This window comes from Tropicibacter alexandrii, from assembly GCF_003667315.2.
Classification (GTDB): domain Bacteria; phylum Pseudomonadota; class Alphaproteobacteria; order Rhodobacterales; family Rhodobacteraceae; genus Tropicibacter; species Tropicibacter alexandrii.
In genome coordinates this window covers 1-25,007 of sequence record NZ_RCTZ02000002.1, presented here as the reverse complement: position 1 = coordinate 25,007, position 25,007 = coordinate 1, and the positions used below count along the sequence as shown (strand labels likewise).

Genomic DNA, 25,007 nt, shown 5'->3' with positions numbered 1-25,007 from the left:
GGCGCCGCTCATGCTCCGTTTTGCCCTGCTCTGTCTTTGGCTGCCTTCCGCGCTGATGGCCCAGAACAATGACTGGCCCAAGGCCATCGCAGCCGTTTCGGCAAAATCCGAGGCCTATATCGCCTACGGCCTGCGAGCGAGCGGCGCAGGGTCAATCCAATCGGCTATCGGCGTGATTGGCATCTTTGCCGACATCGAAAAGCACCGCTGCGCCATTCTGGGTCGGATGCTGGGCAAGATCGACGTGATAGCGGAACTGGAACGCTTCGACATTCCGCCCTTGTCCCAAAATCCCGACCCGTATCTGGCGGTCGAGATCGGCGTGTCGCTCGACAACTGGATCGCCGAGGCCCGCACCGCGCTGGCCCAGTCCGAAGCCGAACGGATCAACACGTGGAATCTTGACTGCGTCGGAACGCTGGTGCCCGAAAGCGCCGGGATCGTCAGCGACGCTCCGGATGCACAATTCGTGGCGGACGGCACGGCGCTGCGGATCTACGGCAATATCGACTCCGGCTTTCACGCGCGGTTTCTGGAGACGCTAAACGCCAATCCCGACATCCGCATGATCGAGCTTGGCAGCGGCGGCGGTAGCGTCAAGGACGCGATCGAAGCCGGTCGGGAAATCCGTCGGCGCGGATTGGAGACACGCCTGTTCGGCAATTGCTATTCAGCCTGCCCGCTGGTCTATGTCGGGGGCTCCGAACGGACCATATGGGCCAATGTCCGGCACGATTTCGGGTTCCACCGCCTCGCGACACGCGACGGCGCCGCCCTGCCCGACGATCACCCGTTCTATGACCTGATCGCGTCCTATCTGGCCGAGATGGGTGTGGATGCCGAAACCTATATCGGCTGGATGCAGTCCGCCGCGCCGGAGAGCATGTTTTCTCCGCAGCCCGGCGAACTTTGCGCACCGGGCATCGCAACCTTCGTGCAACGGATCTGCAACGCCGACGGCACATTTTGATACGGGGCACCGGAACCAATCCAGCCCCCGCCACGTTGACCCGGTGAACAAACGGGAGACTGGACAAATGGAATATGGACTGTTCGGACTGCTGATCCTGATCGCAGACCTTTACGCAATCTACCAGACGCTGACCTCGCCCGCATCGACCGTGGCAAAGATCGTCTGGACGCTCGTCATTCTCATCCTGCCGATCCTCGGCTTCATCGCTTGGCTGGTGGCAGGTCCGCGCGGCGGACGCGCGCACGTCTGACGAAAGACACAAGGCACGTAGCGAGTGTACAGGGCGGACCTTCCCTCGGGTCCGCCCTTTTTCATGCGCAACGCCCGCGTGGTCGTAGGTTGGGGCGAAGCCCTGCCCCCTCAATGTATCCCGTCGGCCCCGTGTTTCAGGATCACCGGCACGATCAGGTCCTCCTCGTCTTCGAGGTGCCGCAAAAGGAACCCCTCGAACGCCACCACTTCCTCGCGGAAGGCGCCCGGCTCGGTCTTGCGCTGGATCAGCCCGTTGGCGCCTTCGGTAAAGCGGTTGAGCAGACCGTCCAAGGCGTGGTGATCCCTGTCCAGAATGTCAAAGCCCCGTTCCAGCCGCGTGTCCTTGCGGCTGAGGACGGGAAAGTAATGCATGTCCTCGATCTGGTGGTGGCCATGCAACTGCTGCACCAGCATCCCGCCAAAGCGCGATACCCGCGCCGCCAGCATCTGCGGATCGATATTGCCGTCCACACCCGCCTCGGAATCGGTGCGCAGCATCTCGCACAAGCGGCGGAACATAAGGTGGCGGTCCAGCCAGAACTCCACCAGCCCGGCGAAATTCGCATGCTGCTGCCAGCCCGAGCGGGGGTAGTCCTCCAGCAGGGCTTTCAATGCGTCGGGCAGGCCGTCGCGTCTTGTCAGGTCAAGGTCGTCCATCATGCCTCCGTTTCCCCGCATAGAGAGGACGGCGGCGGATCAAGTCAACGCAGCACGTGCACAGCACATGTCGCGTGGCGCACAACCTGCGCCGCGGTCGAGCCGATCAGCAGGTCCTGCATGCCGGGGCGGTGGCTGGCGATGACGATCAGGTCCGAGCGGTTGGCCTCGGCCCAATCCAGAATGGTGCGCCCGGAATGGCCCTCGACGACCAGCCCCACGCCGCCGGGAATCTCTGCCGCAAGGTCGTGCAATTCGCCCTCGATGGCCTTGCGCGCCTGCGCCGAGTAATCCGCCGGCATATAGTTGATGGCATAGCCGGGGACCTGCTCCATCACGTGGATCAGGGTGATCCGCGCGTTCTGTGCCGCCAGCCTCCGGGCCACTGCGACGGCCTTGGCGATCTTTTCGTCACTGCCTTCGTCGAAGGCCACCGGAACGAGGATATTGTCATACATGGATAGGTTCCTCCTGCTTTCGAACATGTGCCCTATCCTTTCGAAACGCCTTGATTCAGGTCATGCCGGATTGCCGCCCGAGGCGTTGCACATTCCCGCCATAATCTACCGTTAATGATTTCCTCAGACGACAGAACGCGTCGCTGCCACTCTCCGAGAGCCGTCAGAAGGCCCGCCCCCGGATCAGACACACCGCCCCTGCATGCCTGCTCGCCTGCCCGGGACCGGTCGAACGATCGCGAGGACAACAATGCGCTACCTGATCGCCGAAACCAGCTGGACCATGATGACCCTTGCACAGGAGCTTGCCGCCAACGGCACGCTGCTGACGCGCACGGATCGGCCCGAGGACATCGCCCATTACCTGCGTCTGGGCGAGGCCGACATGCTGGTGATCGCCGCCGATCAGATCGGGCAGCACGGGCTGACCCTGTCGGGCCTGCGCAAGGAATTCGGGGACCTCTCCATCGCCGTCGTCGCCCCCGCGCCCAAGCCCGAGGATATCGCCTTCTGGCTGAACGCAGGCGCCGACACCATCGTGCCCGAATACGAGGCGCCCGAGGAAACCATCATGCGCCTTCAGGCGGTGGTGCGCCGTGTCCACGGGCTGTCCGCGCCCGAGATCAGCCATGGCCCGCTGCGGATCGATTTGCTCAGCCGCCGCGCCTACCTGTCCGGCTGCCCGATCAAGCTGTCGCCCAAGCTGTACGAGTTGCTCGAATACCTCGCGCTGCGGCCCGGTCGCCTGATCACCCGTGCCGAGCTGCTGTCCCATGTCTACGGGTTGGAGGACGAACCCGATGCCCGCGTGTTCGACGTCTACATGTGCAACCTGCGCGCCTGCCTGAAACCGGCCTGCGGCACGGTCGATATCGAAACCGTGCGCGGTGCGGGCTTCCGCCTTGCGCTGCACGAAACCGCCGCCCCCGCCATCGCGGCTTAAAACGTGGCCGCCACGTCGTACATCACCGGCTCGAACGTCCGGCAGAGCGTATTGATGTGGCGGTTGCGCTTGCGCATCTCGTCCGAGCGCAGCATCGCTTGGAAATCCTCGCGCCGCCGCCATTGGGAGTAATTCGCGATGCGGGTTTGCGCATCGTTCACATGCAGCCCGGCAGCGATGAAGCCGGGTTGCTGGCTGATGAACGTCGCGTAGGCGTCTTGCAACGCCTCCAGCAGGTCCTGACAGGTGCCGGGGCTGGTTTCAAAGGTCGTGATGACGGTCTGCATTTCCGGATTGGTTTCGATCTGGGGCATGGTACGTCCTCCTATGCGACCACCCTGACACAGTTTTCGGCGTTGCCAAAGCTCCGCGGCGGCGGGATCAATCGTGCCCTTCCGGGTGGAATTCCTTGACACGGACGGGGCCACGCGGCCAAACAGGGGGTAGCGAGAACAGCGCCCGAAAACGGGCCGGGCAGTTACAGGATCGACCACCCCATGAGCAGCAGCCAGCGCATCGAGGAGTCCCTCCGCGAAACCATCATTTCCCGTCCGGACATGATTCTGGACGACAAGGAGATGATGCACGCCCTGATCGCCGCGAACGAACGCGCGATGGGCGGCAACATCATCGACCTGCGCGGCATCGCCATGGAACGGCTTGAGGCCCGGCTGGACCGGCTCGAAGACACCCATCGCTCGGTGATCGCCGCCGCCTATGAAAACCTCGCTGGCACCAACCAGATCCACCGCGCCATCCTGCGCATGCTCGACCCGCTGGAATTTGAGCCTTTCCTGCGTGATCTGGGCGGTGGAGTCGCGCAGATCCTGCGCGTCGACGTGGTCAAGCTGGTGCTCGAGTCGGCCTCATCCGACAATGACAAAGTCGTGCGCCGTCTGGGCGAGGTGCTGTCCGTCGCCGAGCCCGGCTTTGTCGAAAGCTATCTTTCCGACGGGCGCGAGGCCCCCTTGCGCCAAGTCACCCTGCGCCAGTTGCAGCAGGGCGATGGCCGCGTCTATGGCGACAAGGCCGAATGGATGCGCTCCGAGGCGTGCCTCAAGCTGGACTTTGGCCCCGGTCGCCTGCCCGGCCTGCTGGTCATGGGTGCCGAGGACCCGCACCAGTTCACGCCACAACAGGGCACCGACCTGCTGGCGTTCTTCGCCGGCGTGTTCGAGCGCGCCATGCGGCGCTGGCTGGCCTGACACTTTCCTGCTGCCGTTCCGGGGGGAACTGACAGGAGACACGCCATGTCCATGGCTCTGACCCCGCAATGCCGTGATGCGCTGGCCGATTGGCTGGCCGCAGCCTCCGCCTTGAAAGGTGCCAGCGCGAACACGATCAGCGCCTATCGCGCCGATGTGGCCGAATTCATCGCCTTCCAGACAACACACCACGCCGAGCCGCAGGGCCTCGCGCCGCTGGCGCGCGTGACCACGCAGGAGATGCGGGCTTGGATGGCGCATTTGCGCGGGCAAGACATCAGCGCGCGGTCCATCGCGCGCAAGCTGTCGGCGGTCAAATCCTTCTACCGCTGGCTGGCCGAGAAGCAGGGCTACGAGCCCACCGCCGTCCTGTCCGCCCGCGCGCCGAAATTCCAGAAAAAGCTCCCCCGCCCCCTGACCGAAGACGCCGCCCGCGCGATGATCGGCACGGTCGAGCTGCAATCGCGCGACAGTTGGCAGGGCGCGCGCGATGCCGCCGTGGTCACGCTGCTCTATGGTTGCGGGTTGCGCATCTCCGAGGCGCTGGGCCTGACGGGCCGCGCCCTGCCGCTGGGCGAGACGCTGCGCATCTTTGGCAAGGGCAACAAAGAACGCATCGTTCCGGTCCTGCCCATCGCGCGCCGCGCTGTCGAGGCCTACCTGACGCTCTGCCCCTTCCCAATGACGCCCGACGAGGCGGTGTTTCGCGGCGCGCGCGGCGGCACGCTGAACGCCCGGCACGTCGCCAAGGTCACCGAAAAGGCCCGGATGCAGCTGGGCCTGCCCAGCAGCGCCACGCCCCACGCCATGCGCCACAGCTTTGCCACGCACCTGCTGTCGGCGGGCGGTGACCTGCGCGAGATACAGGAACTCTTGGGCCATGCGTCGCTGTCGACGACGCAGGCCTATACCTCGGTCGATCAGGTCCACCTGATGAAGGTCTACGAGGCCTGTCACCCGAAGGCGTAACTGGGCTTGTGCTTTGCCTGCGTCCGGGCAACCTTGGGCCGGACATAACCGAAGGTTCAGACATGCAACTGTTGCACTCCCCCGCCTCGCCCTTCGTGCGCAAGGTCATGGTCACCCTGCACGAGACCGACCAGCTCAAGGATGTCGAGATCATTGATGTGGCGACGACGCCGCTTGCGCCCCATTCCGCGCTGGTTGCCGCGAATCCGGTGGGCAAGATCCCGGCCCTGATGCGCGCCGACCGGCCCGCGCTCTATGACAGCCGGGTGATCTGCCGATATCTCGATGATCGGGCGAAGGCCGGGCTCTACCCCGAGGGGCGGCTGTGGGACACGCTGACGCTGGAGGCGACGGCGGATGGCATCATGGATGCCGCCGTGCTGATCGTCTACGAGGAACGATTCCGCCCGCAGGAAAAGGTCTCGATGGACTGGATCGAGGGGCAATGGTCCAAGGTCGCGCGTGGGCTCGATGCGGTGAACACCCGCTGGATGAGCCACCTTGCCGGGCCGCTGGACATGGGCCAGATCGCGCTGGCCTGCGCGTTGGGCTACCTTGATTTCCGCCACGACGTGCGCAGCTGGCGCACCGGGCGCGAGGCGCTGGCCGACTGGTACGCGACCTTTGCCGACCGCCCGTCGATGCAGGCCACGGCCCCTGATCAGGCCTGACAGGACGTAGCGCGGGGTTACTCCCCGCGCCCCGTTTCAGAAACTGTAGGACACGCCGATATTGATCGCGTTTGTCTTGATGTCGGTCTTGAAGCTGCCGCCATTGTCCAGCTCACCCTCGTTCGTCGAGTAGGTGAACTGATACTCGCCAAACAGCGAGAAACGGTCGTTCAGCTTGTAGCTGGACCCGGCGGTCAGGCGCATCGCGGGCCCTGTGACCTGAAACCCGTAGGTCTTCGACGAACCCGCCGCGTGGACCGCGTCCACATGCGGAAAGGCCAGACCCAGACCGGCACCCACATAAGGTGTCAGGTTCGGGCCCCACTTGTCCGAGAACCGGCGCATCACGTTGACCGTCGCCACGTTGTGACCATCGGACAGTTCGAACCGCGAAAAGCCCAGCTTGGCCTGAGTCGCGTCGGGCATGTAGGCCTTGGTATGGGTGTATTCCAAGCCGTAGCCCCAGTCGCCGCCGCCCCGCCACCACGTGGCACGCGCGCCGTAATAAGGCGGCGCCGAGAAGGACTTGCCCTCCCAGCCGACAAGTTCGTTATAGCTGCCCAAGCCTCCGGGCAGATCGCCCGAGATACGGCTGTGCGGCAGGGTCTGCCAGCCGGTATAGATCGACAGCTCGACCTCGGCCGCGGCAGGCACCGCAATGGCGCCAATCAGCGCGGTGGAGAGAATCAGGTTCCGCATAGGGGGCATCTCCTTGGAGTTCAGGGACCAGATAACGCCCCGCACCGGTGCGTTTCAACCGCGACACATCCGCGCTAAGGCGAAGTGAGGCCTTTTGGACGCTTTACCAGTGAAGGGGACCCCGCTACATACCGGCCCGGAAACGTCGCAGACTCTCTGCGACCATTGGGTATTTGCGGCCCTCGTGGCCCCTAGCAATGGAGCGAACCTCGTGTCACACGCAGACGATCACGAAGGCACCCGGAGGGATTTCCTCTACTACGCCGCAGCGGGCGCGGGCGCCGTCACAGCCGGTGCCGCCATCTGGCCTCTGGTCAACCAGATGAACCCCTCCGCCGATGTGCGCGCGCTGTCGACCATCCGCGTCGACGTGTCCGGCATCGAGACCGGCACGCAGCTGACGGTCAAGTGGCTCGGCAAGCCGGTGTTCATCCGCCGCCGCACCGAGGAAGAGATCGCCGACGCAGCTTCGGTCGAGATGTCCGCGCTGGTCGACCCGCTGGCCCGCAACGCCAACCTCGACGCCTCCGCCGATGCCGAGGACGCCAACCGCGCGCTAGATGAAACCGGCCAGTGGCTGGTGATGATGGGCGTGTGTACGCACCTTGGCTGCGTGCCGATCGGCAATGCCGGCGACTTCACCGTCGAAGGCGTCGGTGGCGGCTGGTTCTGCCCCTGCCACGGTTCGCACTACGACACCGCCGGCCGCATCCGCAAGGGTCCGGCACCCGAGAACCTGCCGGTCCCGCCGGCCGAGTTCGTCGACGAAACCACCATTCTGCTGGGATAAGGAACGCGCACATGGCCGGTATTCCGCACGATCATTACGAGCCCAATTCGGGCGCCGAGAAGTGGCTGCACAAGCGTCTCCCCATTGTGGGCCTTCTCTATGACACCATTATGATCCCCACGCCCAAGAACCTGAACTGGATGTGGATCTGGGGCATCATCCTGACCTTCTGCCTTGCACTGCAGATCGTCACCGGCATCGTGCTGGTGATGCACTACACGCCGCATGTCGATCTGGCCTTTGCCTCGGTCGAGCACATCATGCGCAACGTGAACGGCGGCTTCATGCTGCGCTATCTGCACGCCAACGGCGCCTCGCTGTTCTTCATCGCCGTCTATGCCCACATTTTCCGGGGTCTTTACTACGGGTCGTACAAGGCCCCGCGCGAGATCACCTGGATCATCGGCATGCTGATCTACCTGTGCATGATGGGCACCGCCTTCATGGGCTACGTTCTGCCCTGGGGTCAGATGTCCTTCTGGGGCGCGACCGTGATCACCGGCCTGTTCGGCGCGATCCCGCTGATCGGTGAGCCGATCCAGACATGGCTGCTGGGCGGACCGGCGGTGGACAACGCCACGCTGAACCGCTTCTTCTCGCTGCACTACCTGCTGCCCTTCGTGATCGCGGGCCTCGTGGCCGTGCACATCTGGGCCTTCCACACCACGGGCAACAACAACCCGACCGGTGTCGAAGTGCGCCGCACGTCCAAAGCCGAAGCGGCCAAGGACACCGTGCCCTTCTGGCCCTACTACGTGATCAAGGACCTGTTCGCGCTGGCCGTGATCCTCGCCGTGTTCTTTGCGGTCGTGGGCTTCATGCCGAACTACCTCGGCCACCCCGACAACTACATCGAGGCCAACCCGCTGGCGACGCCCGCGCACATCGTGCCCGAATGGTACTTCCTGCCGTTCTACGCGATCCTGCGTGCCTTCACCTCCGAAGTCTGGGTCGTGCAGATCGCGTCGTTCGTGACCGGCGGCATCATCGACGCCAAGTTCTTCGGTGTTCTGGCCATGTTCGGCGCAATCGCCGTGATGGCGCTGGCCCCGTGGCTGGACACCTCGTCGGTGCGCTCGGGCAAGTACCGCCCCTCGTTCAAGTGGTGGTTCTGGCTGCTGGTCATCGACTTCTTCGCGCTGATGTGGCTGGGTGCCATGCCCGCCGAGGAACCCTATGCCAGCTTCTCGCTGATCGCCTCGGCCTACTGGTTCGCCTACTTCCTGGTGATCCTGCCGCTGCTGGGCGTGATCGAAAAGCCGCTGCCGCGCCCCGCGACCATCGAAGAAGACTTCGAGGCGCATTACGGCAAGTCGTCCGACGCGACCCCGGCCGAGTAAAGAAAGGACCATTTGAAATGTTCAAGAAAATTGCCCTTTCGGCCCTCACGGCCCTCAGCCTGACTGCAGGCGGGGCCTATGCCGCCGGTGGCGAAGCCCATGTCGAGGATTTCGATTTCTCGTTCGAGGGCCCGTTCGGCACCTATGACCAGATGCAGCTGCAACGCGGTCTGAAGGTCTACACCGAGGTCTGCGCGGCCTGTCACGGTCTGAAGTTCGTGCCGATCCGCTCGCTGGCCGAAGATGGCGGCCCCGGCTTCACCGAGGACGAGGTGCGCGCCTATGCCGAGCAGAACTTCGAAGTGTTCGACGAGGAACTCGACGATTTCCGCCCGGCGCGTCCGACCGACCATTTCCCGGAAAACAACGGCGTCGGCGCGCCCGACCTGTCGTTGATGGCCAAGGCCCGTGCCGGTTTCCACGGCCCCTACGGCCTCGGCATCAACCAGTTCGTCAAGGGCATGGGCGGCGCGGAGTACATCGCATCGCTGCTGACCGGCTACACCGGTGAGGAAAAGTTCGAGGCAGGCACCACGCTGTACGAAAACCACGCCTTCCCGGGCGGCTGGATTTCCATGGCGCCGCCGCTGTCGGACGAGCTGGTCGAGTTCGACGATGGTCACGACAACTCGGTGCACCACATGGCACAGGACGTGTCGGCCTTCCTGATGTGGACGGCAGAGCCCAAGATGATGGCCCGCAAGCAGGCCGGTTTCGTGGGCGTGTTCTTCCTCGTCGTGCTGTCGGCGCTGCTGTACCTCGTGAACAAGCGCATCTGGCGCCCGATCAAACACCCCGGTCACTGATCTGACCCGATGACACGGAAAAGCCCCGCCATTGGCGGGGCTTTTTCGTTGCGCGGCTCAAAGTAGGATGGGTGATCACCTATCCTACCCCAGATAGGCCCGAAACGCCTTTGGCGGGTCGGCAAAGAACAGGTCGCACGCCACAGGCGCCTGCGCCACGCCCTCCGCCACCAGAACCACATCGTCGGCAAAGCGTTGGGCGTCGCGCGGGTCATGCGTCACCATCATGACCAGCGCCCCCAACCGGTCCGCGACCTCCGAAACCAGCGCCAGCATCTCGGCCTTGAGCGCTGGCCCAAGGGCAGCAAACGGCTCATCCAGCAAGATCACCGGCCGCGCCATCAACAAAACCCGCGCCAGTGCCGCGCGCCCCTGCTGGCCGCCGGACAGCGTGCCCGGCATCCGCGCGCCATAGCCGCCAAGGCCGACCCGCTCCAATGCGTCCTCGACCTTGCGGGCATCGGCGCGCCCTCCGTCGGGTCGCAAAGCCAGCCCGAGGTTGCGCGCCACGCTCAAATGCGGGAACAGGTTCCCGTCCTGAAACAGGATCGAGACCGGGCGCTGCTCGGGCGCGCGTTGCGTGATCTCGGTGCCAGCCCATGACAATGCTCCACTGTCGATCCGCCTGAACCCCGCCACCGCATCCAGCAAGGTCGATTTCCCGGCCCCCGACGGGCCCAGCACAGCCACGCGGCGCCCCGCCTGCACCGAGAAATCTGCGTTCAGCGCGCCTTGGTCCATCGCCACGGCGACCTTGTCAAACGTCAGCACCGACGCGCCCTCCCCTGTCGAACAGCCAGAACAGCGCGAGGCTGCACATCAGCAACAATAGCGCCGCGCCCGCGGCGGCCTCCATCCGGTAGGCGCCCATCAGGCGGTAGACCTGCAAGGGCAGCGTCACCCGGTCCGGGTCCGCAAACAGCGCGATCACGCCCAGATCGCCCATCGCCAAGGCCGCCGTCAGCCCCCCAGCAAAGCCCAACGGGCGGCGCAAGCGCGGCAGCCAGACCAGCCGGAACCATGCCCATGACGTCAGGCGCAGCGTGGCCCGCAGGCGGCCGAAATCGCGCGTCACGGCCTCGGCTTCGGGGCGCAGGATGCGCAGCGCGAAGGGCAGCGCCATCAGCGCGTTGACCAGCCCCGTCACCGGCAAGGCCCAATCCAGCGGATTGACCCAAGGCCGCAGCAGCAGGAACAGCCCCGCCCCCAGCACCAGCGGCGACAGCGCAATCGCGCTGAGCGCCCATAGCTCGCCCCTTCGCGTGGCCAGCGGCAAGGCCCAAGCCAGGCACAAAGCCGTCGATCCCAGCGCCACCATCAGCGAATGCAGCGCCGCGCGTGCCGTGTCGGACCCCAGCAAGGCCAAGCCCGGCAGGCCCTTCCAGATCACCGCGCCCAGCGGCACCAGCAGGAACGCCGCCGCCAGCATCACCGCCAGCCCGTCGATACTGCGCCCCAAGCGGCCACGCCCATCCCAGCGCGCCACCGCACGGCCTCGGCCCAAGCCGAACCCGTCCCAGCGCGACAGTTTCAACGCAACCAAGCCCGCCGACAGGGCCAAAGCAAGCTGGATCAGTGACAGCATCGCCGCGCGGCCCAGATCGAACTCGAAACGCATCGCCTGAAAGATCGCCAGTTCCACGGTCGTCGCCCTTGGCCCACCGCCCAAGGTCAACGCCACCGCGAAGGAGGTCAGGCAGATGACGAAGATCACCGCAAAGGCCCCCGGCGCGATGCGCAGGATCAGGGGCCATTCGATCAGCCGGAAATAGGCGCGCGGGGTCAGCCCCAGCGACGCCGCAAGGCGGAACCGCTCGGACGGGATCGCCAGTTCGGCTTGAAGCATCATCCGCGTGGCCAGCGGCAGGTTGAAGAAGACATGCGCCAGCACCACGCCGTGCAACCCGTAAATGTCCAGCTTGGGCAGGCCGAGCGCCCCCAGCCCCGCATTGACCAACCCGTTCTGGCCAAAGACAGCGATCAAGCCCATCACTGCGACGATCACAGGCAGGATGAAGGGCGCGCCCATCAGTGTCACCAGCAGGCCGCGCCCGGGAAAGCGCCTGCGCGCCAGCGCCCGCGCCACCGGCCAGCCGCACGCGACACTGAACCCAGCCGAAAGCGCCGCCTGCACCAGCGTGAACCGGACCGCCTGCCAATCCGCAGCCGAGATCTGGCCAAAGCCCCCGGCGCGCACCAGCACGGCAAGGATCGGCCCCAGCGTACACGCCGCCAGGGCCAATCCGGCGATTATTGCGAAAGACCGGCGCGCCATGCTTCGATGGCCTGATCGCGCAGGGCGGCGGCTTCATCCTCGGAGTAGAACAGCACCGTGTCCGGCAAGTCGAGTTTCTGGAACCCTTCGGGCCATTCGGATTTGTCCAGCGCCGCCGGGATCGACCAATTGCCGGTCGCGATCATCGACTGGAAATCATGGCTCAGGATGAAATCCATGAATTGCTGCGCCAGTTCAGGTTCGTCGGTGCTGGCCACCTTGGCGGCCAGTTCGACCATGAAATAATGCCCCTCGGGGAAGATCGCGGCCTTCTTCGTCTCGTCGTCTTCGGCGATGATATGGTAGGCGGGCGAGGTCGTGTAGGACAGCACCATGTCCGCCTCGCCATCGGTGAACAGGCCATAGGATTCCGACCAGCCCTTGGTCACTGTGACGATTTTCGGCGCCAGCTTTTCCCACGCTTCCTGCGCCTTGTCGCCATAGACCGACTGCACCCACAGCACCAGCGCGAGGCCGGAAATCGACGAGCGCGGGTCCTGAATCACCAGCCGCAGATCGTCGGGCGCATTCAGCAAGGCATCGAACGACGCGGGCGCGTCGAGGCGGGTGGTGTCATAGACAAAGGCGGTGTGGCCGTAGTTGAACGGCAGGAAGACATCGTCGGTCCACTCGATCGGCAAGGTCAGCCCGGACAGGTCCACGCCATGCGGTGCGAACAGCCCGCTTTCGCGCGCCTTTTTCGTGACATCGGTGTTCAGGCCAATGACCACGTCGGCCTCGGTTCGATCCCCTTCGAGCATCAGGCGCGGCAGCAGGTCGCCGGGTTTGAACTCCAATTCGCAGGCGCATTGCGCCTCGAACAGCTCCTCGATCCGCGGGCCGGGACCCCATTCGGACGTAAAGTAATCCGGCGCGTAGACGGTCAGCGTCTGGGCCGAAGCCTGGGTTGCAAGGAAAAGTCCCGCTGCAAGGGTGGGTGCCTTCATGGCGTCCTCCAAATCTGCGGCGAGAGGGCAAGATAGGAGGCGCGGTGGCCGTTACCTTCCCTCCGCCGGTGTTAACCGGTTCAGGTTCAACGGGTTGATGCGCCGCACGCAAATCTCAGCCGGATGGATCCGGCACCCCGAGGTAGGGCGGAACCTAGGGCCGCCCGGCGCGGCTTTCAAGCGGGAAATCCCTTGAGGCCCCGCGCGCCCTGCCCTATTCCGCTGACAAAGGAGACTGACCATGAGCCTCAACACCTTCGGCCACCTGTTCCGCGTCACCACTTGGGGCGAAAGCCACGGGCCCGCGCTGGGCGCGACCGTCGACGGATGCCCGCCGGGTATCGAACTGGACGAGGCGATGTTGCAGACATGGCTCGACAAGCGCAAACCCGGTCAGAACAAATACACCACGCAGCGGCGCGAACCGGACGCCGTGCGCATCCTGTCGGGGGCGTTCGAGGGCAAGACCACCGGCACGCCTTTGCAATTGATGATCGAGAACACCGACCAGCGGTCCAAGGATTACGGCGATATCGCCGAGAAATTCCGCCCCGGCCACGCCGACATCACCTATTTCCAGAAATACGGCATTCGCGACTATCGCGGCGGCGGGCGGTCCTCGGCGCGCGAAACCGCAGCACGGGTGGCAGCCGGTGGTGTGGCGCGCGCGGCCTTGGCCGCATTGGCGCCTGGGGTGCAGATCACCGGCTACATGGTCCAGATGGGCCCGCGCAAGGCGGACCCGGCCCGCTACGACATGGGACAGATCGAACAGAACCCGTTCTGGTGCCCCGATGCAGACGCCGCCGCCGATTGGGCGGAATATCTCGATCAACTGCGCAAGTCCGGCGAAAGCGTCGGTGCGGTGATCGAGGTCGTGGCGCGCGGCGTGCCTGCGGGCCTTGGCGCGCCGATCTATGGCAAGCTCGATACCGACATTGCGGCGGCGATGATGTCGATCAACGCGGTCAAGGGAGTCGAGATCGGCGAGGGCATGGCCGCCGCCTGCCTGACCGGCTCGGAGAATGCCGACGAGATCTTCATGGGCAATGACGGCCCGCGCTATTCGTCGAATCACGCGGGCGGCATCCTTGGCGGGATTTCCACCGGGCAGGACGTGGTCTGCCGTTTCGCGGTCAAGCCGACATCGTCCATCCTGACCACCCGCAAGACCATCACCAAGTCCGGCGAAGAGACCGAGATCATCACCAAGGGGCGTCACGACCCCTGCGTCGGCATCCGCGCCGTCCCGGTGGGCGAGGCGATGATGGCCTGTGTGATCCTCGACCACCTGCTGCTGCATCGTGGCCAGGTCGGGGACGCGGGCGGCGTGATCGGCCCGCGCTAACCTTGCTCAGAAGTCCTTCCATTGGGTGCCGTTCGACACCTTGAGCGGCTCGTCGAACTCGACGGGCGTGGGTTCGGGCATGTCGCCCTCCCATGAGCCGTGCAACAGCAATTCGCGTTCCCGCGCTTCGCGTGCCGCATCGGCCTGCCCTGCGTCGGCTTGGGCCACCTCTGGTTCAGGCATGTCGAACAGCGTCTCGTCGGCGGTGATCCGTGCGGTGGGCGCAGTCCCCCCCGAGAAGCGCGCAAGCAATTCGGCAAGCCGCCCGGCTTCCTGGTTCAGTTGCAAGCTGGCGGCCGAGGTTTCGCCCACCATGGCCGCGTTCTGCTGGGTCACCTTGTCCAGTTCGGCCACGCCGATATTAATCTCCTTGACGCCACTGGCCTGCTCGCGCGAGGAGGTGGCGACCTGCGACACCATCTCCGAGACATCGGTCACGCTTTGCACGATCTCGGTCAGCATCTCGCTGGTCTGCTGCACGAGGCGTTCGCCGTCCTCGACCTGAGTCGTGCTGTTCAGCACCAGTTCCTTGATCTCGTTGGCGGACTCGGCGGCGCGCTGCGCCAGTTGCCGCACCTCGGATGCGACGACGGCAAAGCCCTTGCCGGATTCACCAGCACGCGCAGCTTCGACCCCGGCGTTCAACGCCAGAAGGTTGGTCTGGAAGGCGATGTCGTCGATCACGTCGATGATCTGGGTGATCTGTTCGGAACTGCGCGCGATCGAGCCCATCGCCTCCAGCGCTTGCCCCATCACCACGCCACCCTGCTCGGCCCGCCGCCGCCCTTCGAGCACGCGCAGGTCCATTTCCTCGGCGCGCTGAGCCGAGGATTGCACGCTTTCGGACAGTTCATCCAGCGCGGCTGCGGATTCCTCGAGCGTGGCGGCCTGAACTTCGGCGCGGCGCGACATCTCCGTGGACATGTCGGACAGGTCCCGGGCATTGCCGCGCACCGTTTCGACACTGCCATTGAGCGATCCCACGAGATCTTCGAGCGTAGTGGCAAGGTCGTTGAAATCGTCGCAGAGCTTGACGTAGCTGTCGCCCAAATCCTGCCAGTCGTCAGCCTCGATGCGGCTGGACAGCGCGCCGCCCTTCAGTCGGCTCATCGCATGTCCGAGGCTTTGGAACAGGTCGACGCGCTGGCTGTTTTCCTGCTTGATCCGCTCATGCGTCTGCTTTCCGTCCCGCAGGCGATCCCGCAAGGTTTCGAGGCTCCGGACGATCATGCCGACCTCGTCCTTGCGCTCCTGCCCGTCGATCACGCAGTCGTAGTCCTCGCGAACAAGGCATTCGACGGTTGCCACGGCCTTGCGAATCGGGCGCGACAGCAGGGTGCCGAACAGCCAGCTGACCCCTAGCGCAACGGCCACTGCCGCCAGTGTGACCAGCATCAATAGCTGATGCGCCTGCGCGGCGCGCAAATTCGCATCGACCGCGGCCTGCTCGGTGGCTGCGTCGGTGATTTCGCCCAGTGCCTCCAGCGCGAGCGAGGCCTCGCTCAGCAGCGGTGTGACCTGAAAGGCCTGCCAGCGCACGGCCTCTGGCGTAGCGGCCTCCTGCAAGAGCGGGTAGAAATCGCGCACCTGTTTCAGCGTTTCACCGATGGCGACCATCTCGGCCGAGATTGCCTGCGCCTCTTCGCCGGTCAGGCCCTCGATCGTGTCTTCCATCCGTGTCTGGAACTTGTCCCAGCTTTCAGCGGCGCCGAGCGAAAAGCGCATCAGGTGTGTTTCCGCCTCAAGCAGGGTGATCTGCTCGTGCATCAGGAAGTCGTCCACCTCGGCGCCGGACTGGATTCCCTTGATCCCGGCCTCCATGCTGGAGGAGGCAAACCACGAGATGCCCGCCATCCCCATCATCGCCACGATGAGCGCCCCCGCCATGAAGAACGCCTGCGTGCGGATCTTGAATCTGCCCATTTCCCAACCTCACTCTAGAACCGGCATGCCAGAAAGGCATTTTCGCCATCCAGAGCTACGCGCGTTTCGTAAACAAAGGTTTCCGCGCGGTAGGGCTAAAAGCTTACGAATTCACACTGTTTTTAGGTACTTTGGCCTGAATGCGCGCCGTCTGCACCAACAGGATGCCGCCAGCGATCACCGCGACACCGATCATGTCGAGCAGGCGCAGGCTTTCGCCCAGAAGCAGGGCGGCGATGGCCACACCGAAGAAGGGATTGAGGAAATGGAAGGTCGCGGCCCGCACGGCGCCGATGCTGTTGACCAGCATGACCCAGACAAGGGTCGCCGCCAGCCCCGGCACCAGCGTCGTATAGACAAAGGCCGCGATCAACTGGCCCGACCAGTCGATTTCGACCACTTCCAGCGACAGGGCAAACGGCCAGAGCGCCGCGCTGCCGATCAGCATCTGCAAGCCCACGACCATCATGAAATTGCCGCCCGACGTCGCGCCCCGCAAGCTGAGCGTGGCGATGGCCAAGGCGATCGCGCCAAGGCCGCACAATGCCACGCCAAACAGGTCCAGCCCGCCACCGAACCGGCTGCCCATGATCAGCGCCACGCCAGCAAAACCCGCCAGAAGGCCAAGCGCCGCCTGCCCGCGCAGCCGCTCCTTGAAGATCACCCAGCCCAGCAGCGCCACCAGCAGCGGCATGGTCGATGCGATGATCGCCGCCAACGAGGCCTCGATTGTCTGCATCGCGACGAAATTCAGCCCTAGATACAGGGCGTTCTGGCAGATGCCGAAGATGATCGTGGCCCGCCATTGCCCGCGCGTCAGGCGGGCGGTCTGGCCCAGAAACCGCGCGATGACCACGGCAATCAGCCCCGAGATGAGGAACCGCAAGGCCAGCGCGCTCAGCGGCGGCGCCGCCGCCACGATGATCCGGGCCGAGGTAAAGGCAGAGGACCACATCGCCGCAAAGGCGAGGCCCATGAGTATCGCGCGCATGTCCATGCGCAAGGAGTAGCAGGTCCGGGGGCGGGCGAAAGCCCCCGTCGCGAATTATCCGTCCGCGCCGATCACTGGCGCCAGATGCCCGGTCTTGATCCACAGCAGACAGCCTTCGTCGGACCAAGGGGCATGCCCGGTGCCAACCGGGCTGCGCAGCCACGTTCCCGCCGGGTAATGGCCGTCCTCGTCGGAATAGCTGCCCTCGATCACGAACAGCTCCTCGCCACCGGGATGCGCGTGGCGGTCCAGTTGCGTGCCGGGGGCAAAGCGCACCATCCGCACCCGTTCCGGACCATGTTCATGCAGAACGATCTGGCTGAGTCCGGGCGCGACCTCGTCGAAGGCCGTATCCGTCCTGACCACCTTTTGCTCATCGTCATCGGGGTCGAACTGCCGCAGCTTGACGAGGATCGTCGCCCCTTCGGGCCCGATGCGCGGCGTGTGGCGGGTGCCAATGGGGTTGCGCACATAGGTGCCTGCCGGATAGTCGCCATCCTCATCCGAGAACACGCCATCCAGCACGAGATATTCCTCGCCGCCGCCATGGGTGTGCGCGTCAAAGCTGGAATTCGGCGCAAAGCGGACCAGCGATGTCGCCCGCGCCACCTCGTCGCCCACACGGTCCAGCATCATCCGCTCGACCCCGCTGACCGGCGAGGCAACCCAGTCATACGCCTCGGGGCGGATCACCACCCGCTCGTCGAAATCGGCATTCAGTCGCATCCGGGCACCTCCCTTTCAACATTTCGCACACCATGTAGTGCAGGGCCGCGCCCCGCCACCCCCAAAACAAAATGCCCCGTCTGCGCGGAGCAGACGGGGCCAGTAGGCGCCCTCCGCGCATGACAACGCGGGGCACCGGCGGTGTTCTTGAATTCCTTGAAATCAGACGGTTATTCCATCTCCGCCCGGATCTGCTGGCGCAGCACGTCGATAGGAACAGCCTTCCCCTCGCGTTTGAAGCACCAATAGGTCCAGCCGTTGCAGCTGGGCGCGCCTTCGAGATGCGCGCCGACCTGATGGATCGAGCCCTTGATGTCGTCGCCGATCAGCGTGCCATCGGCCCGGACCTTGGCCTTGTGACGGCCGTTCATCGACCACAGTTCCTCACCCGGGCGCAACATGCCGCGTTCGACCAGCTGGCCAAAGGGCACGCGCGGCGCGGCACGCTTGGATTGCGTGACCTGAAGCGCGGTGCGGTCGAAGGGGCGGATCGCGTCGATGCGCTTTTGGGCGACCTCGCGATAGGCGGCCTCACGCTCGATGCCGACGAAGTCACGACCCAGCATCTTGGCCACGGCGCCGGTCGTGCCGGTGCCAAAGAACGGGTCCAGCACAACATCACCGGGGTTCGTGGAGCCCACCAGCACGCGATGGAGCAGCGAATGCGGTTTCTGCGTCGGGTGCGCCTTGTCGCCGTTGGCGTCCTTCAGACGTTCGCCGCCATTGCAGATCGGCAGAACCCAATCCGAACGCATCTGGATGCCCTCGTTCAGGGCCTTCAGCGCCTCGTAGTTGAAGGTGTACTTGCCACCCTCGCTTTTCGACGCCCAGATCATCGTCTCATGCGCATTGGTGAACCGCTTGCCACGGAAATTCGGCATCGGGTTGGCCTTGCGCCAGATCACATCGTTCAGGATCCAGTAGCCTTCGTTCTGCAACGCGGCCCCGACCCGGAAGATGTTGTGATAAGAGCCGATCACCCAGATCGCCCCGTCGGGCTTGAGCAATCGGCGCGCCGCTTTCAGCCAGTCTTGGGTAAATCGGTCATAGGCGGCAAAACTGTCGAACTGGTCCCAGTGGTCGTCCACTGCGTCCACTTTGGAGTTGTCGGGGCGGCTGAGATCGCCCTTCAACTGAAGGTTATACGGCGGATCGGCAAAGATCAGGTCGACGCTGCCTTCGGGAAGGCAGTTCATCACCTCGATACAATCACCGGGCAAAATGGTATTGAGCGGAAGCCCATCGGCCCCCTTCAGCTTGGTCATCTTCGTCATTCTCTGCCTCTGTCCCCGGCCTGTTTTCAGGCTCTGTGGTTGGGGATGAATCTGGGGAAAAGACGAATCGTCGTCAATTTTTTAATTTAAACAGGGCCTTACGATTTAGTCTCGACACAAGATATCGCGTACCGGCTTGAACGAACGTCTATGATGTGGGGTTACACCCAAATCTCGGAGTGCATTTTTGTGACATTTTGTGGGATATCCCGCGTTTGTTTCCCATCCATATCCTGGAAACTGTGTCGCGATCTTTTTCATGACATTATCTCGCCATGTTTTGGCCACAATTGAGGCCGCAGCGATCGAAGGTGACCTAGCGTCACCACCCACAATCGCCTGCGCTTCGCAGGGCAGCCCTGTGGGCAATTTGTTTCCATCCACAAGGATAGCCCCAGGTTTCTCCGGAAGGTTATCCACAGCCCGCCGCATCGCCAGCAGGCTGGCCTGAAGGATGTTGATCTCGTCGATTTCCTCGACCGTGGCCTGACCGATGCCCACGAGGCAGCTTTGCCGGATGATCGGCAGCAGCAGGTCGCGGCGCTTGATCGACAGCTTCTTGCTGTCCTGCAATCCGTCAGGGATCGCCTCGGGCAGCAGGATGACGGCAGCGGCCACGACGGGCCCCGCCAGCGGGCCACGGCCCACCTCGTCGACACCTGCCACGCGCAGGCCACGGTCCCAATAGGGCTGTTCGAGATTCGTCGTCAAAGGCTCCATAGGTTCGGCAAAGCGCAAGCCGAGCGCGGAGTCGAGTCCCCGTCCCGGGCTTGACCCGGGACCTCATGGCGAAATCGACGTGGAGGCCCCGGGTCAGGCCCGGGGCGGGGTCACGCCTGAACGAAAAGCCCCGGACGCAGCCAGCGCAACAGCGCCGCGCCCGCCCCCATCAGGGGCAGGACGATCAGCAGCAGCCAGCCAAGGTAGGGGATCAGCCCCAATAACCCGACGGCGAGGGCACCGACGCCCGCCGACATGGCGCGCTCGCCATTGGTGATGGGATCACCCCCGCCAAACCAGCTCAACGCCCAGACGCCCACCGCGTAGGTTGCCACGGCATAGCCCAGCACCCAAAGCAGCACCCCCGCCAGCACCATGACCGGTGCCACGAACAGGCCGATCACCGTGATCGCCAGCAGGACCGTCGCGCCAATGGCGGTCGACAGCCCGACAAAGCCGATGGTCAGCGCACGCAGCGGACGCCCCAGCACCTCGCGGCGCATCGCGGCGATGCTGCGGGGCCAGATCACCGACAGGGCCGCCCCGATCAATGCGAGCACCAGCACGCCCGACAGGAAGCCTGTGGGCAGCGGTTCCGGCTCTGGCTCGGCCTTTGGCAGTCCAAGCGCGCGGCGGGCGTTCTTGGCCTCCTGCTTGGCGGTTTCGCCGAACAGGTCCGGCGCCAGCGGGTTGCCGGACAGGCCGCGCCGTTCGATCCGGTCCGGTGCGATCACAGAGGCGGGTACCGAAATCGTGTCCAGCACCTCTTCGTAGATCACCAGCGATCCGCCGATCTCGGCGCCATTGCCCCAATCCACCTCGTTCACGGACAGGACCACGTCCCCGGACACGGTGGCATCGAAATTGACAATCTCGCCGGTCAGCACCGCCGTGCCCATCACCGGCGCGTCGAGCGACATCTCAGACCCCGCCGCGCGCAGGTCGCCGCCGATCTCGGCTTCGATCCGGATACGTTGCGCGGCGGCGCTGACATCGCCCGCCACGGGCGCGGTGATCGTGACCCGCTGCCCCAAGGCATAGACGTCCGCCCCGACCGGCGCGTCGATGTCGACCCAGCGCCCTGCCATATGGGCCGTGCCGGAGATCTCTGACGCAAGGCGCAGCCGTTCGCCCGCAAGGAACACGTCATCCCGCCCCTCGTCGGACAAGGTCACCGCGCGCCCGGCCCCATAGCTGTCGCGCCCCAGAGACAGGGCCTCGGCCACATCCTGTGCCGACGCCGGCAGCGCCAGCAATCCGGCCACAAGACCGGCAAATACCTTTTTCATGAACAAACCCCTGAACTGCGAATCCCGAGACAAATGGTTGTGCGCACCCTGCCTTTGCAATCCTACGGGGTCAAACCGAAGCCGACACCAGCGACAGCACCGCCACCTCTTCCGAGACATCGTGCGCCTTGGTCCAGCGTTCCAGCCGCGCGCGTTCCTCGGTCGACAGTTGCAGTGAAATCAGGGTTCCGTCACGCGCATCGAAGGGCGTGTCCCAGTCCAGCCCGAGATCCATCGCGCGGCGCAGCGCCTGCCGCACCAGATAGGCCAGCGGCACCTTTTCACGGGTGGTCGCCTCAAGCTGCCTGCGCAGGGGCTCGGGCAGGCGCAGCTCGATGTATTTCCGACCATCGCGGCGACTCATGGGGGCTCCTGAACGAGGGGTGAACATGAGCATAGCGTGCCCAGCGCACAGTTCGAGACGTATTCCTGTGTCAGTTTTCAACCTGAGAGGGTGGGCTGCGTCACGGAACGAGAAAAGGGCGCCCGAAGGCGCCCCAATAGGTGATCTGGCCGGACTGCTCTTGTGACATCGGCCCGGTTGGGCCGATGCACTGTCGCATATCGGCAGAACTCCCTGAGGGAATTCGCCTTACATCATGCCGCCCATGCCGCCCATGTCGGGCATGCCGCCGCCGGCGCCTGCGCCTTCTTTCTGCGGCTTGTCGGCCACCATCGCTTCGGTGGTGATCAGCAGGCCAGCAACCGAGGCTGCGTCTTCCAGCGCGGTGCGGACAACCTTGGCCGGGTCGATGACGCCGAACTTGAACATGTCGCCATATTCACCGGTCTGCGCGTTGTAGCCGAACTTGAGGTCGTTGCTTTCGCGAACCTTGCCAGCCACGACGGAGCCGTCGACACCAGCGTTGGTTGCGATCTGACGCAGCGGTGCTTCCAGCGCGGCGCGGATGATGGCGATGCCACGATCCTGATCGGCGTTGTCACCGGTCAGACCGTCAAGCGCCTTGGCGCCCTGCACCAGAGCAACACCGCCACCGACGACGACGCCTTCCTGCACGGCTGCGCGGGTCGCGTTCAGAGCATCGTCCACACGGTCCTTGCGCTCTTTCACTTCGACTTCGGTCATGCCGCCAACGCGGATCACGGCAACACCGCCTGCCAGCTTGGCAACGCGTTCCTGCAGCTTCTCACGGTCGTAGTCGCTGGTGGTCTCTTCGATCTGGGTGCGGATCTGGGACACGCGCGCCTCGATCTCGGCCTTCTCGCCTGCGCCGTCGACGATGGTGGTCTCATCCTTGGTGATGGAGACCTTCTTGGCGTTGCCAAGCATGTCCATGGTCACGGATTCGAGCTTCATGCCGAGGTCTTCGGAAATGACCTGACCGCCGGTCAGGATCGCGATGTCCTGCAGCATGGCCTTGCGGCGATCGCCGAAGCCCGGTGCCTTGACGGCTGCGATCTTCAGACCGCCGCGCAGCTTGTTGACCACGAGGGTCGCCAGCGCTTCGCCTTCGACGTCTTCTGCGATGATCAGCAGCGGCTTTTGCGACTGGATGACCTGCTCGAGCAGCGGAACCATCGGCTGAAGGCTCGACAGCTTCTTCTCGTGCAGCAGGATCATGCAGTCTTCGAGGTCTGCAACCATCTTGTCGGGGTTGGTCACGAAGTAGGGCGACAGGTAGCCGCGGTCGAACTGCATGCCTTCGACGACATCGGTCTCGGTTTCCAGACCTTTGTTTTCCTCGACGGTGATCACGCCTTCGTTGCCGACTTTCTGCATAGCGTCGGCGATCTGACGGCCGATCTCGGCCTCACCGTTTGCAGAGATGGTGCCGACCTGAGCAACCTCGTCCGAATTCTCGACGGTGCGGGCGGCGTCCTTGATGGCGGCGACGACCTTGGCAGTTGCGGCGTCGATGCCGCGCTTGAGGTCCATCGGGTTCATGCCAGCTGCGACAGCTTTCATGCCTTCCTTGACGATGGCCTGGGCCAGCACGGTCGCGGTGGTGGTACCGTCACCGGCTTCGTCATTGGTGCGGGAAGCGACTTCCTTCACCATCTGTGCGCCCATGTTCTCGAACTTGTCTTCCAGTTCGATTTCCTTCGCCACGGACACACCGTCCTTGGTGATCCGCGGTGCGCCGAAGGATTTGTCGAGCACCACGTTGCGGCCTTTCGGGCCCAGCGTGACCTTGACGGCGTCGGCGAGGATGTTGACGCCCTTGAGCATCTTGTCACGAGCAGCGGTGTCGAATTTGACGTCCTTAGCAGCCATGTGCGTTCTCCTGAAAAATATGTGGGATTGAGAGGAAGCGGCCGTGTATCACGCGCCGCAGACAGATCAGGCGATGATGCCCAGAATGTCGGATTCCTTCATGATCAGCAGCTCTTCGCCGTCGACGGTGACCTCGGTGCCCGACCACTTGCCGAACAGGACCTTGTCGCCTTCCTTGACGGCCATGGCGATCAGCTCGCCGCTGTCCTTGCGTGCGCCTTCGCCGCAAGCCACGATCATGCCTTCTGCCGGCTTTTCCTTGGCGCTGTCGGGAATGATCAGACCGCCTGCGGTCTTCTCTTCGCTTTCCACGCGGCGGACCAGCACACGGTCATGAAGCGGTTTGAATGCCATCTCTGAGTTCTCCTGGCTCAAAGTTACTCCCTGGCCCCCCGTCATCGGGCGAGCCGTTAGCACTCACATCTGTCGAGTGCTAACGGCGCATAGCTAGGCAGGCGCAGGCCGCGAGTCAACAACCCCGTTGAGAAAAATCTGCATCACCGCCCATGACGCGCGCGAAGTCGCCGGAGGCCCCCGCAAAGCGGCAGGGGTTAACCTGTTGTTTACTCTTGCGCGCTTGTCTCTTGCCCACGGGTGAGGCTACGCTCGACCCGGTCTCGCCCTTGATCCGGGCGCCGACAGGACACCCAGGACACGAAAGGGCAAGCGATGACGCACTCCGACAAGGACGCCCCCGGCATCGAACCGAACCCCTATTCCACGCAACCGGCCAAGGCGTTCTGGCGCAGCGCCGTCGGCGAAAAGGACGCGCTGGAGATCGACCAGCTCTGGACGCCGAAATTTCCGATTCGCCCGACCGACGTGGCGATCACCGCCGGGTCCTGCTTTGCGCAACACATCTCGCGGGCCTTGCAGGAAAACGGCTTTGGCTGGCTCGATGGCGAGCCCGCGCCGCCGATCCTGTCGCCCGAAAGCGCCAAGCGTTTTAATTACGGCGTGTTCTCATTCCGCACCGGCAACATCTACACCACCAAGCTGCTGCACCAATGGCTGCGTTGGGCCCTGACGGATGAGGAGCCCGACCCGGAGGTCTGGGAAAAGGACGGGCGCTACTACGACCCGGTCCGCCCGCAGATCGAGCCGAACGGCTTCGGCTCGCCCGAAGAAGTGCACCGTTCGCGCGAGGCGACGCTTGCAGGGATGCGCCGGGCCTTCAAGAAGGCGAACACCTTCGTCTTTACCCTCGGCCTGACCGAGGGCTGGGAGAACGAGGAAACCGGCCTTTGCTACGCCGCTTGCCCCGGCACGCTGGCGGGCGATTTCCGCCCCGACATCCACAAGTTCCGCAATTACCCCTATCCGCAGGTGCGGCGCGAACTGGCCGAGGCGCTGAAACTCGTCAGGCAATACAATCCCCGGATGCGCGTGCTGCTGACCGTCTCGCCGGTGCCGCTGACGGCGACCGCGTCGGACAACCTGAACCGCCCCGGGTTTGCCGGAGAGTTTTTTGTTCAAAACTTAGGCGACGTGATCAAGAGCATTTATGCTCGCGTA

27 protein-coding genes and 1 riboswitch are annotated in these 25,007 nt (G+C 64.4%); of the genes, 11 read left to right on the top strand and 16 right to left on the bottom strand.

The features are described from left to right. Positions 1 to 55 precede the first annotated feature (55 nt). Both D8Z78_RS02730 and D8Z78_RS02725 read left to right on the top strand, forming a co-directional pair. Positions 56 to 970, top strand: coding sequence for a hypothetical protein (locus D8Z78_RS02730; protein ID WP_164932863.1), 915 nt, complete (start codon positions 56 to 58; stop codon positions 968 to 970). Between the two features lie 67 nt (positions 971 to 1,037). Continuing rightward, entirely contained in the window at positions 1,038 to 1,223 is a 186-nt protein-coding gene (locus D8Z78_RS02725) for a PLDc N-terminal domain-containing protein (RefSeq protein WP_121629247.1), read from the top strand. A 110-nt stretch (positions 1,224 to 1,333) separates the two neighbouring features. Here the strand turns inward: D8Z78_RS02725 and D8Z78_RS02720 are convergent, their stop codons facing one another. Further along, a complete protein-coding gene (locus D8Z78_RS02720) occupies positions 1,334 to 1,885 on the bottom strand; it encodes a hemerythrin domain-containing protein (RefSeq protein WP_338064666.1) in 552 nt (183 codons plus the stop codon). A 41-nt stretch (positions 1,886 to 1,926) separates the two neighbouring features. Then, on the bottom strand, positions 1,927 to 2,340 hold the full coding sequence (locus D8Z78_RS02715) for a universal stress protein (RefSeq protein WP_121629249.1): 414 nt from the start codon (positions 2,338 to 2,340) through the stop codon (positions 1,927 to 1,929). A gap of 250 nt (positions 2,341 to 2,590) precedes the next feature. Between D8Z78_RS02715 and D8Z78_RS02710 the strand changes: the two genes are divergently transcribed. Continuing rightward, entirely contained in the window at positions 2,591 to 3,283 is a 693-nt protein-coding gene (locus D8Z78_RS02710; protein ID WP_121629250.1) for a winged helix-turn-helix domain-containing protein, read from the top strand. On the opposite strand, the gene D8Z78_RS02705 is transcribed toward D8Z78_RS02710, so the two are convergent. Next, positions 3,280 to 3,597, bottom strand: coding sequence for an antibiotic biosynthesis monooxygenase family protein (locus tag D8Z78_RS02705; protein WP_121629251.1), 318 nt, complete (start codon positions 3,595 to 3,597; stop codon positions 3,280 to 3,282). The genes D8Z78_RS02710 and D8Z78_RS02705 overlap by 4 nt on opposite strands. Before the next feature lie 183 nt (positions 3,598 to 3,780). Here D8Z78_RS02705 and D8Z78_RS02700 point away from each other — a divergent pair, with 183 nt between their 5' ends. The 3 genes from D8Z78_RS02700 (at position 3,781) to D8Z78_RS02690 (ending at position 6,128) form a co-directional block, all read left to right on the top strand. Continuing rightward, positions 3,781 to 4,488 (top strand): DUF484 family protein, encoded by a 708-nt coding sequence (locus D8Z78_RS02700; protein WP_121629252.1) that lies wholly within the window; start codon positions 3,781 to 3,783, stop codon positions 4,486 to 4,488. 45 nt (positions 4,489 to 4,533) lie between these two features. Next, on the top strand, positions 4,534 to 5,457 hold the full coding sequence (locus D8Z78_RS02695) for a tyrosine recombinase XerC (RefSeq protein WP_121629253.1): 924 nt from the start codon (positions 4,534 to 4,536) through the stop codon (positions 5,455 to 5,457). Between the two features lie 62 nt (positions 5,458 to 5,519). After that, a complete protein-coding gene (locus D8Z78_RS02690; RefSeq protein ID WP_121629254.1) occupies positions 5,520 to 6,128 on the top strand; it encodes a glutathione S-transferase in 609 nt (202 codons plus the stop codon). Between the two features lie 36 nt (positions 6,129 to 6,164). On the opposite strand, the gene D8Z78_RS02685 is transcribed toward D8Z78_RS02690, so the two are convergent. After that, positions 6,165 to 6,827 (bottom strand): outer membrane protein, encoded by a 663-nt coding sequence (locus tag D8Z78_RS02685; protein WP_121629255.1) that lies wholly within the window; start codon positions 6,825 to 6,827, stop codon positions 6,165 to 6,167. A gap of 211 nt (positions 6,828 to 7,038) precedes the next feature. Between D8Z78_RS02685 and petA the strand changes: the two genes are divergently transcribed. From petA to D8Z78_RS02670, 3 genes are read left to right on the top strand one after another with little or no spacing between them, the layout of a single operon-like run. Beyond that, complete coding sequence (petA, locus tag D8Z78_RS02680; protein ID WP_121629256.1) at positions 7,039 to 7,617, top strand: ubiquinol-cytochrome c reductase iron-sulfur subunit; 579 nt, start codon at positions 7,039 to 7,041, stop codon at positions 7,615 to 7,617. Positions 7,618 to 7,628: 11 nt separating this feature from the next. Beyond that, the gene (gene petB / locus D8Z78_RS02675; protein ID WP_121629257.1) at positions 7,629 to 8,957 is read left to right on the top strand and encodes a cytochrome b; all 1,329 of its coding nucleotides are present in this window, start codon (positions 7,629 to 7,631) and stop codon (positions 8,955 to 8,957) included. Between the two features lie 17 nt (positions 8,958 to 8,974). Next, the gene (locus D8Z78_RS02670; RefSeq protein ID WP_121629258.1) at positions 8,975 to 9,763 is read left to right on the top strand and encodes a cytochrome c1; all 789 of its coding nucleotides are present in this window, start codon (positions 8,975 to 8,977) and stop codon (positions 9,761 to 9,763) included. A gap of 84 nt (positions 9,764 to 9,847) precedes the next feature. Here D8Z78_RS02670 and D8Z78_RS02665 read toward each other — a convergent pair whose 3' ends face one another. The 3 genes from D8Z78_RS02665 to thiB are packed head-to-tail and all read right to left on the bottom strand — an operon-like array spanning position 9,848 to position 12,985. After that, positions 9,848 to 10,534 carry a thiamine ABC transporter ATP-binding protein gene (locus D8Z78_RS02665; protein ID WP_420824298.1) on the bottom strand — a complete coding sequence of 229 codons (687 nt, stop codon included), beginning with the start codon at positions 10,532 to 10,534 and terminating at the stop codon, positions 9,848 to 9,850. Then, a complete protein-coding gene (locus D8Z78_RS02660; RefSeq protein WP_121629259.1) occupies positions 10,521 to 12,038 on the bottom strand; it encodes a thiamine/thiamine pyrophosphate ABC transporter permease ThiP in 1,518 nt (505 codons plus the stop codon). Before D8Z78_RS02660 ends, D8Z78_RS02665 begins: the two co-directional genes overlap by 14 nt. Next, the gene (gene thiB / locus D8Z78_RS02655; protein WP_121629260.1) at positions 12,014 to 12,985 is read right to left on the bottom strand and encodes a thiamine ABC transporter substrate binding subunit; all 972 of its coding nucleotides are present in this window, start codon (positions 12,983 to 12,985) and stop codon (positions 12,014 to 12,016) included. The genes D8Z78_RS02660 and thiB overlap by 25 nt, the downstream gene beginning before the upstream one ends. 40 nt (positions 12,986 to 13,025) lie before the next feature. Continuing rightward, positions 13,026 to 13,135: riboswitch (TPP riboswitch) on the bottom strand. A gap of 91 nt (positions 13,136 to 13,226) precedes the next feature. Between thiB and aroC the strand changes: the two genes are divergently transcribed. Then, the gene (gene aroC, locus D8Z78_RS02650) at positions 13,227 to 14,333 is read left to right on the top strand and encodes a chorismate synthase (protein ID WP_121629261.1); all 1,107 of its coding nucleotides are present in this window, start codon (positions 13,227 to 13,229) and stop codon (positions 14,331 to 14,333) included. Between the two features lie 6 nt (positions 14,334 to 14,339). On the opposite strand, the gene D8Z78_RS02645 is transcribed toward aroC, so the two are convergent. The 9 genes from D8Z78_RS02645 to groES all read right to left on the bottom strand — a co-directional run bounded on the left by D8Z78_RS02645 (position 14,340) and on the right by groES (position 23,846). Then, positions 14,340 to 16,256: a methyl-accepting chemotaxis protein gene (locus D8Z78_RS02645; RefSeq protein ID WP_121629262.1), complete on the bottom strand. Its 1,917-nt coding sequence runs from the start codon at positions 16,254 to 16,256 to the stop codon at positions 14,340 to 14,342. Positions 16,257 to 16,359: 103 nt separating this feature from the next. Beyond that, positions 16,360 to 17,253 (bottom strand): DMT family transporter, encoded by an 894-nt coding sequence (locus D8Z78_RS02640; RefSeq protein ID WP_121629263.1) that lies wholly within the window; start codon positions 17,251 to 17,253, stop codon positions 16,360 to 16,362. 48 nt (positions 17,254 to 17,301) lie between these two features. After that, positions 17,302 to 17,973 (bottom strand): cupin domain-containing protein, encoded by a 672-nt coding sequence (locus D8Z78_RS02635; protein ID WP_121629264.1) that lies wholly within the window; start codon positions 17,971 to 17,973, stop codon positions 17,302 to 17,304. Between the two features lie 170 nt (positions 17,974 to 18,143). Then, entirely contained in the window at positions 18,144 to 19,247 is a 1,104-nt protein-coding gene (locus D8Z78_RS02630; protein ID WP_121629265.1) for a site-specific DNA-methyltransferase, read from the bottom strand. 105 nt (positions 19,248 to 19,352) lie between these two features. Further along, positions 19,353 to 19,967 carry a ribonuclease HII gene (locus D8Z78_RS02625; RefSeq protein ID WP_121629266.1) on the bottom strand — a complete coding sequence of 205 codons (615 nt, stop codon included), beginning with the start codon at positions 19,965 to 19,967 and terminating at the stop codon, positions 19,353 to 19,355. Between the two features lie 110 nt (positions 19,968 to 20,077). Beyond that, positions 20,078 to 21,256 carry a DUF8173 domain-containing protein gene (locus D8Z78_RS02620; protein ID WP_121629267.1) on the bottom strand — a complete coding sequence of 393 codons (1,179 nt, stop codon included), beginning with the start codon at positions 21,254 to 21,256 and terminating at the stop codon, positions 20,078 to 20,080. A gap of 70 nt (positions 21,257 to 21,326) precedes the next feature. Further along, the gene (locus D8Z78_RS02615) at positions 21,327 to 21,620 is read right to left on the bottom strand and encodes a hypothetical protein (protein WP_121629268.1); all 294 of its coding nucleotides are present in this window, start codon (positions 21,618 to 21,620) and stop codon (positions 21,327 to 21,329) included. A 228-nt stretch (positions 21,621 to 21,848) separates the two neighbouring features. After that, complete coding sequence (gene groL / locus D8Z78_RS02610) at positions 21,849 to 23,492, bottom strand: chaperonin GroEL (RefSeq protein WP_121629269.1); 1,644 nt, start codon at positions 23,490 to 23,492, stop codon at positions 21,849 to 21,851. A gap of 66 nt (positions 23,493 to 23,558) precedes the next feature. Next, the gene (gene groES, locus D8Z78_RS02605) at positions 23,559 to 23,846 is read right to left on the bottom strand and encodes a co-chaperone GroES (RefSeq protein WP_121629270.1); all 288 of its coding nucleotides are present in this window, start codon (positions 23,844 to 23,846) and stop codon (positions 23,559 to 23,561) included. A gap of 315 nt (positions 23,847 to 24,161) precedes the next feature. On the opposite strand from groES, the gene D8Z78_RS02600 reads away from it, so the two are divergent. Continuing rightward, positions 24,162 to 25,007, top strand: an 846-nt coding sequence (locus D8Z78_RS02600) for a GSCFA domain-containing protein (protein WP_128910592.1), incomplete at its 3' end; no start/stop codon positions are given.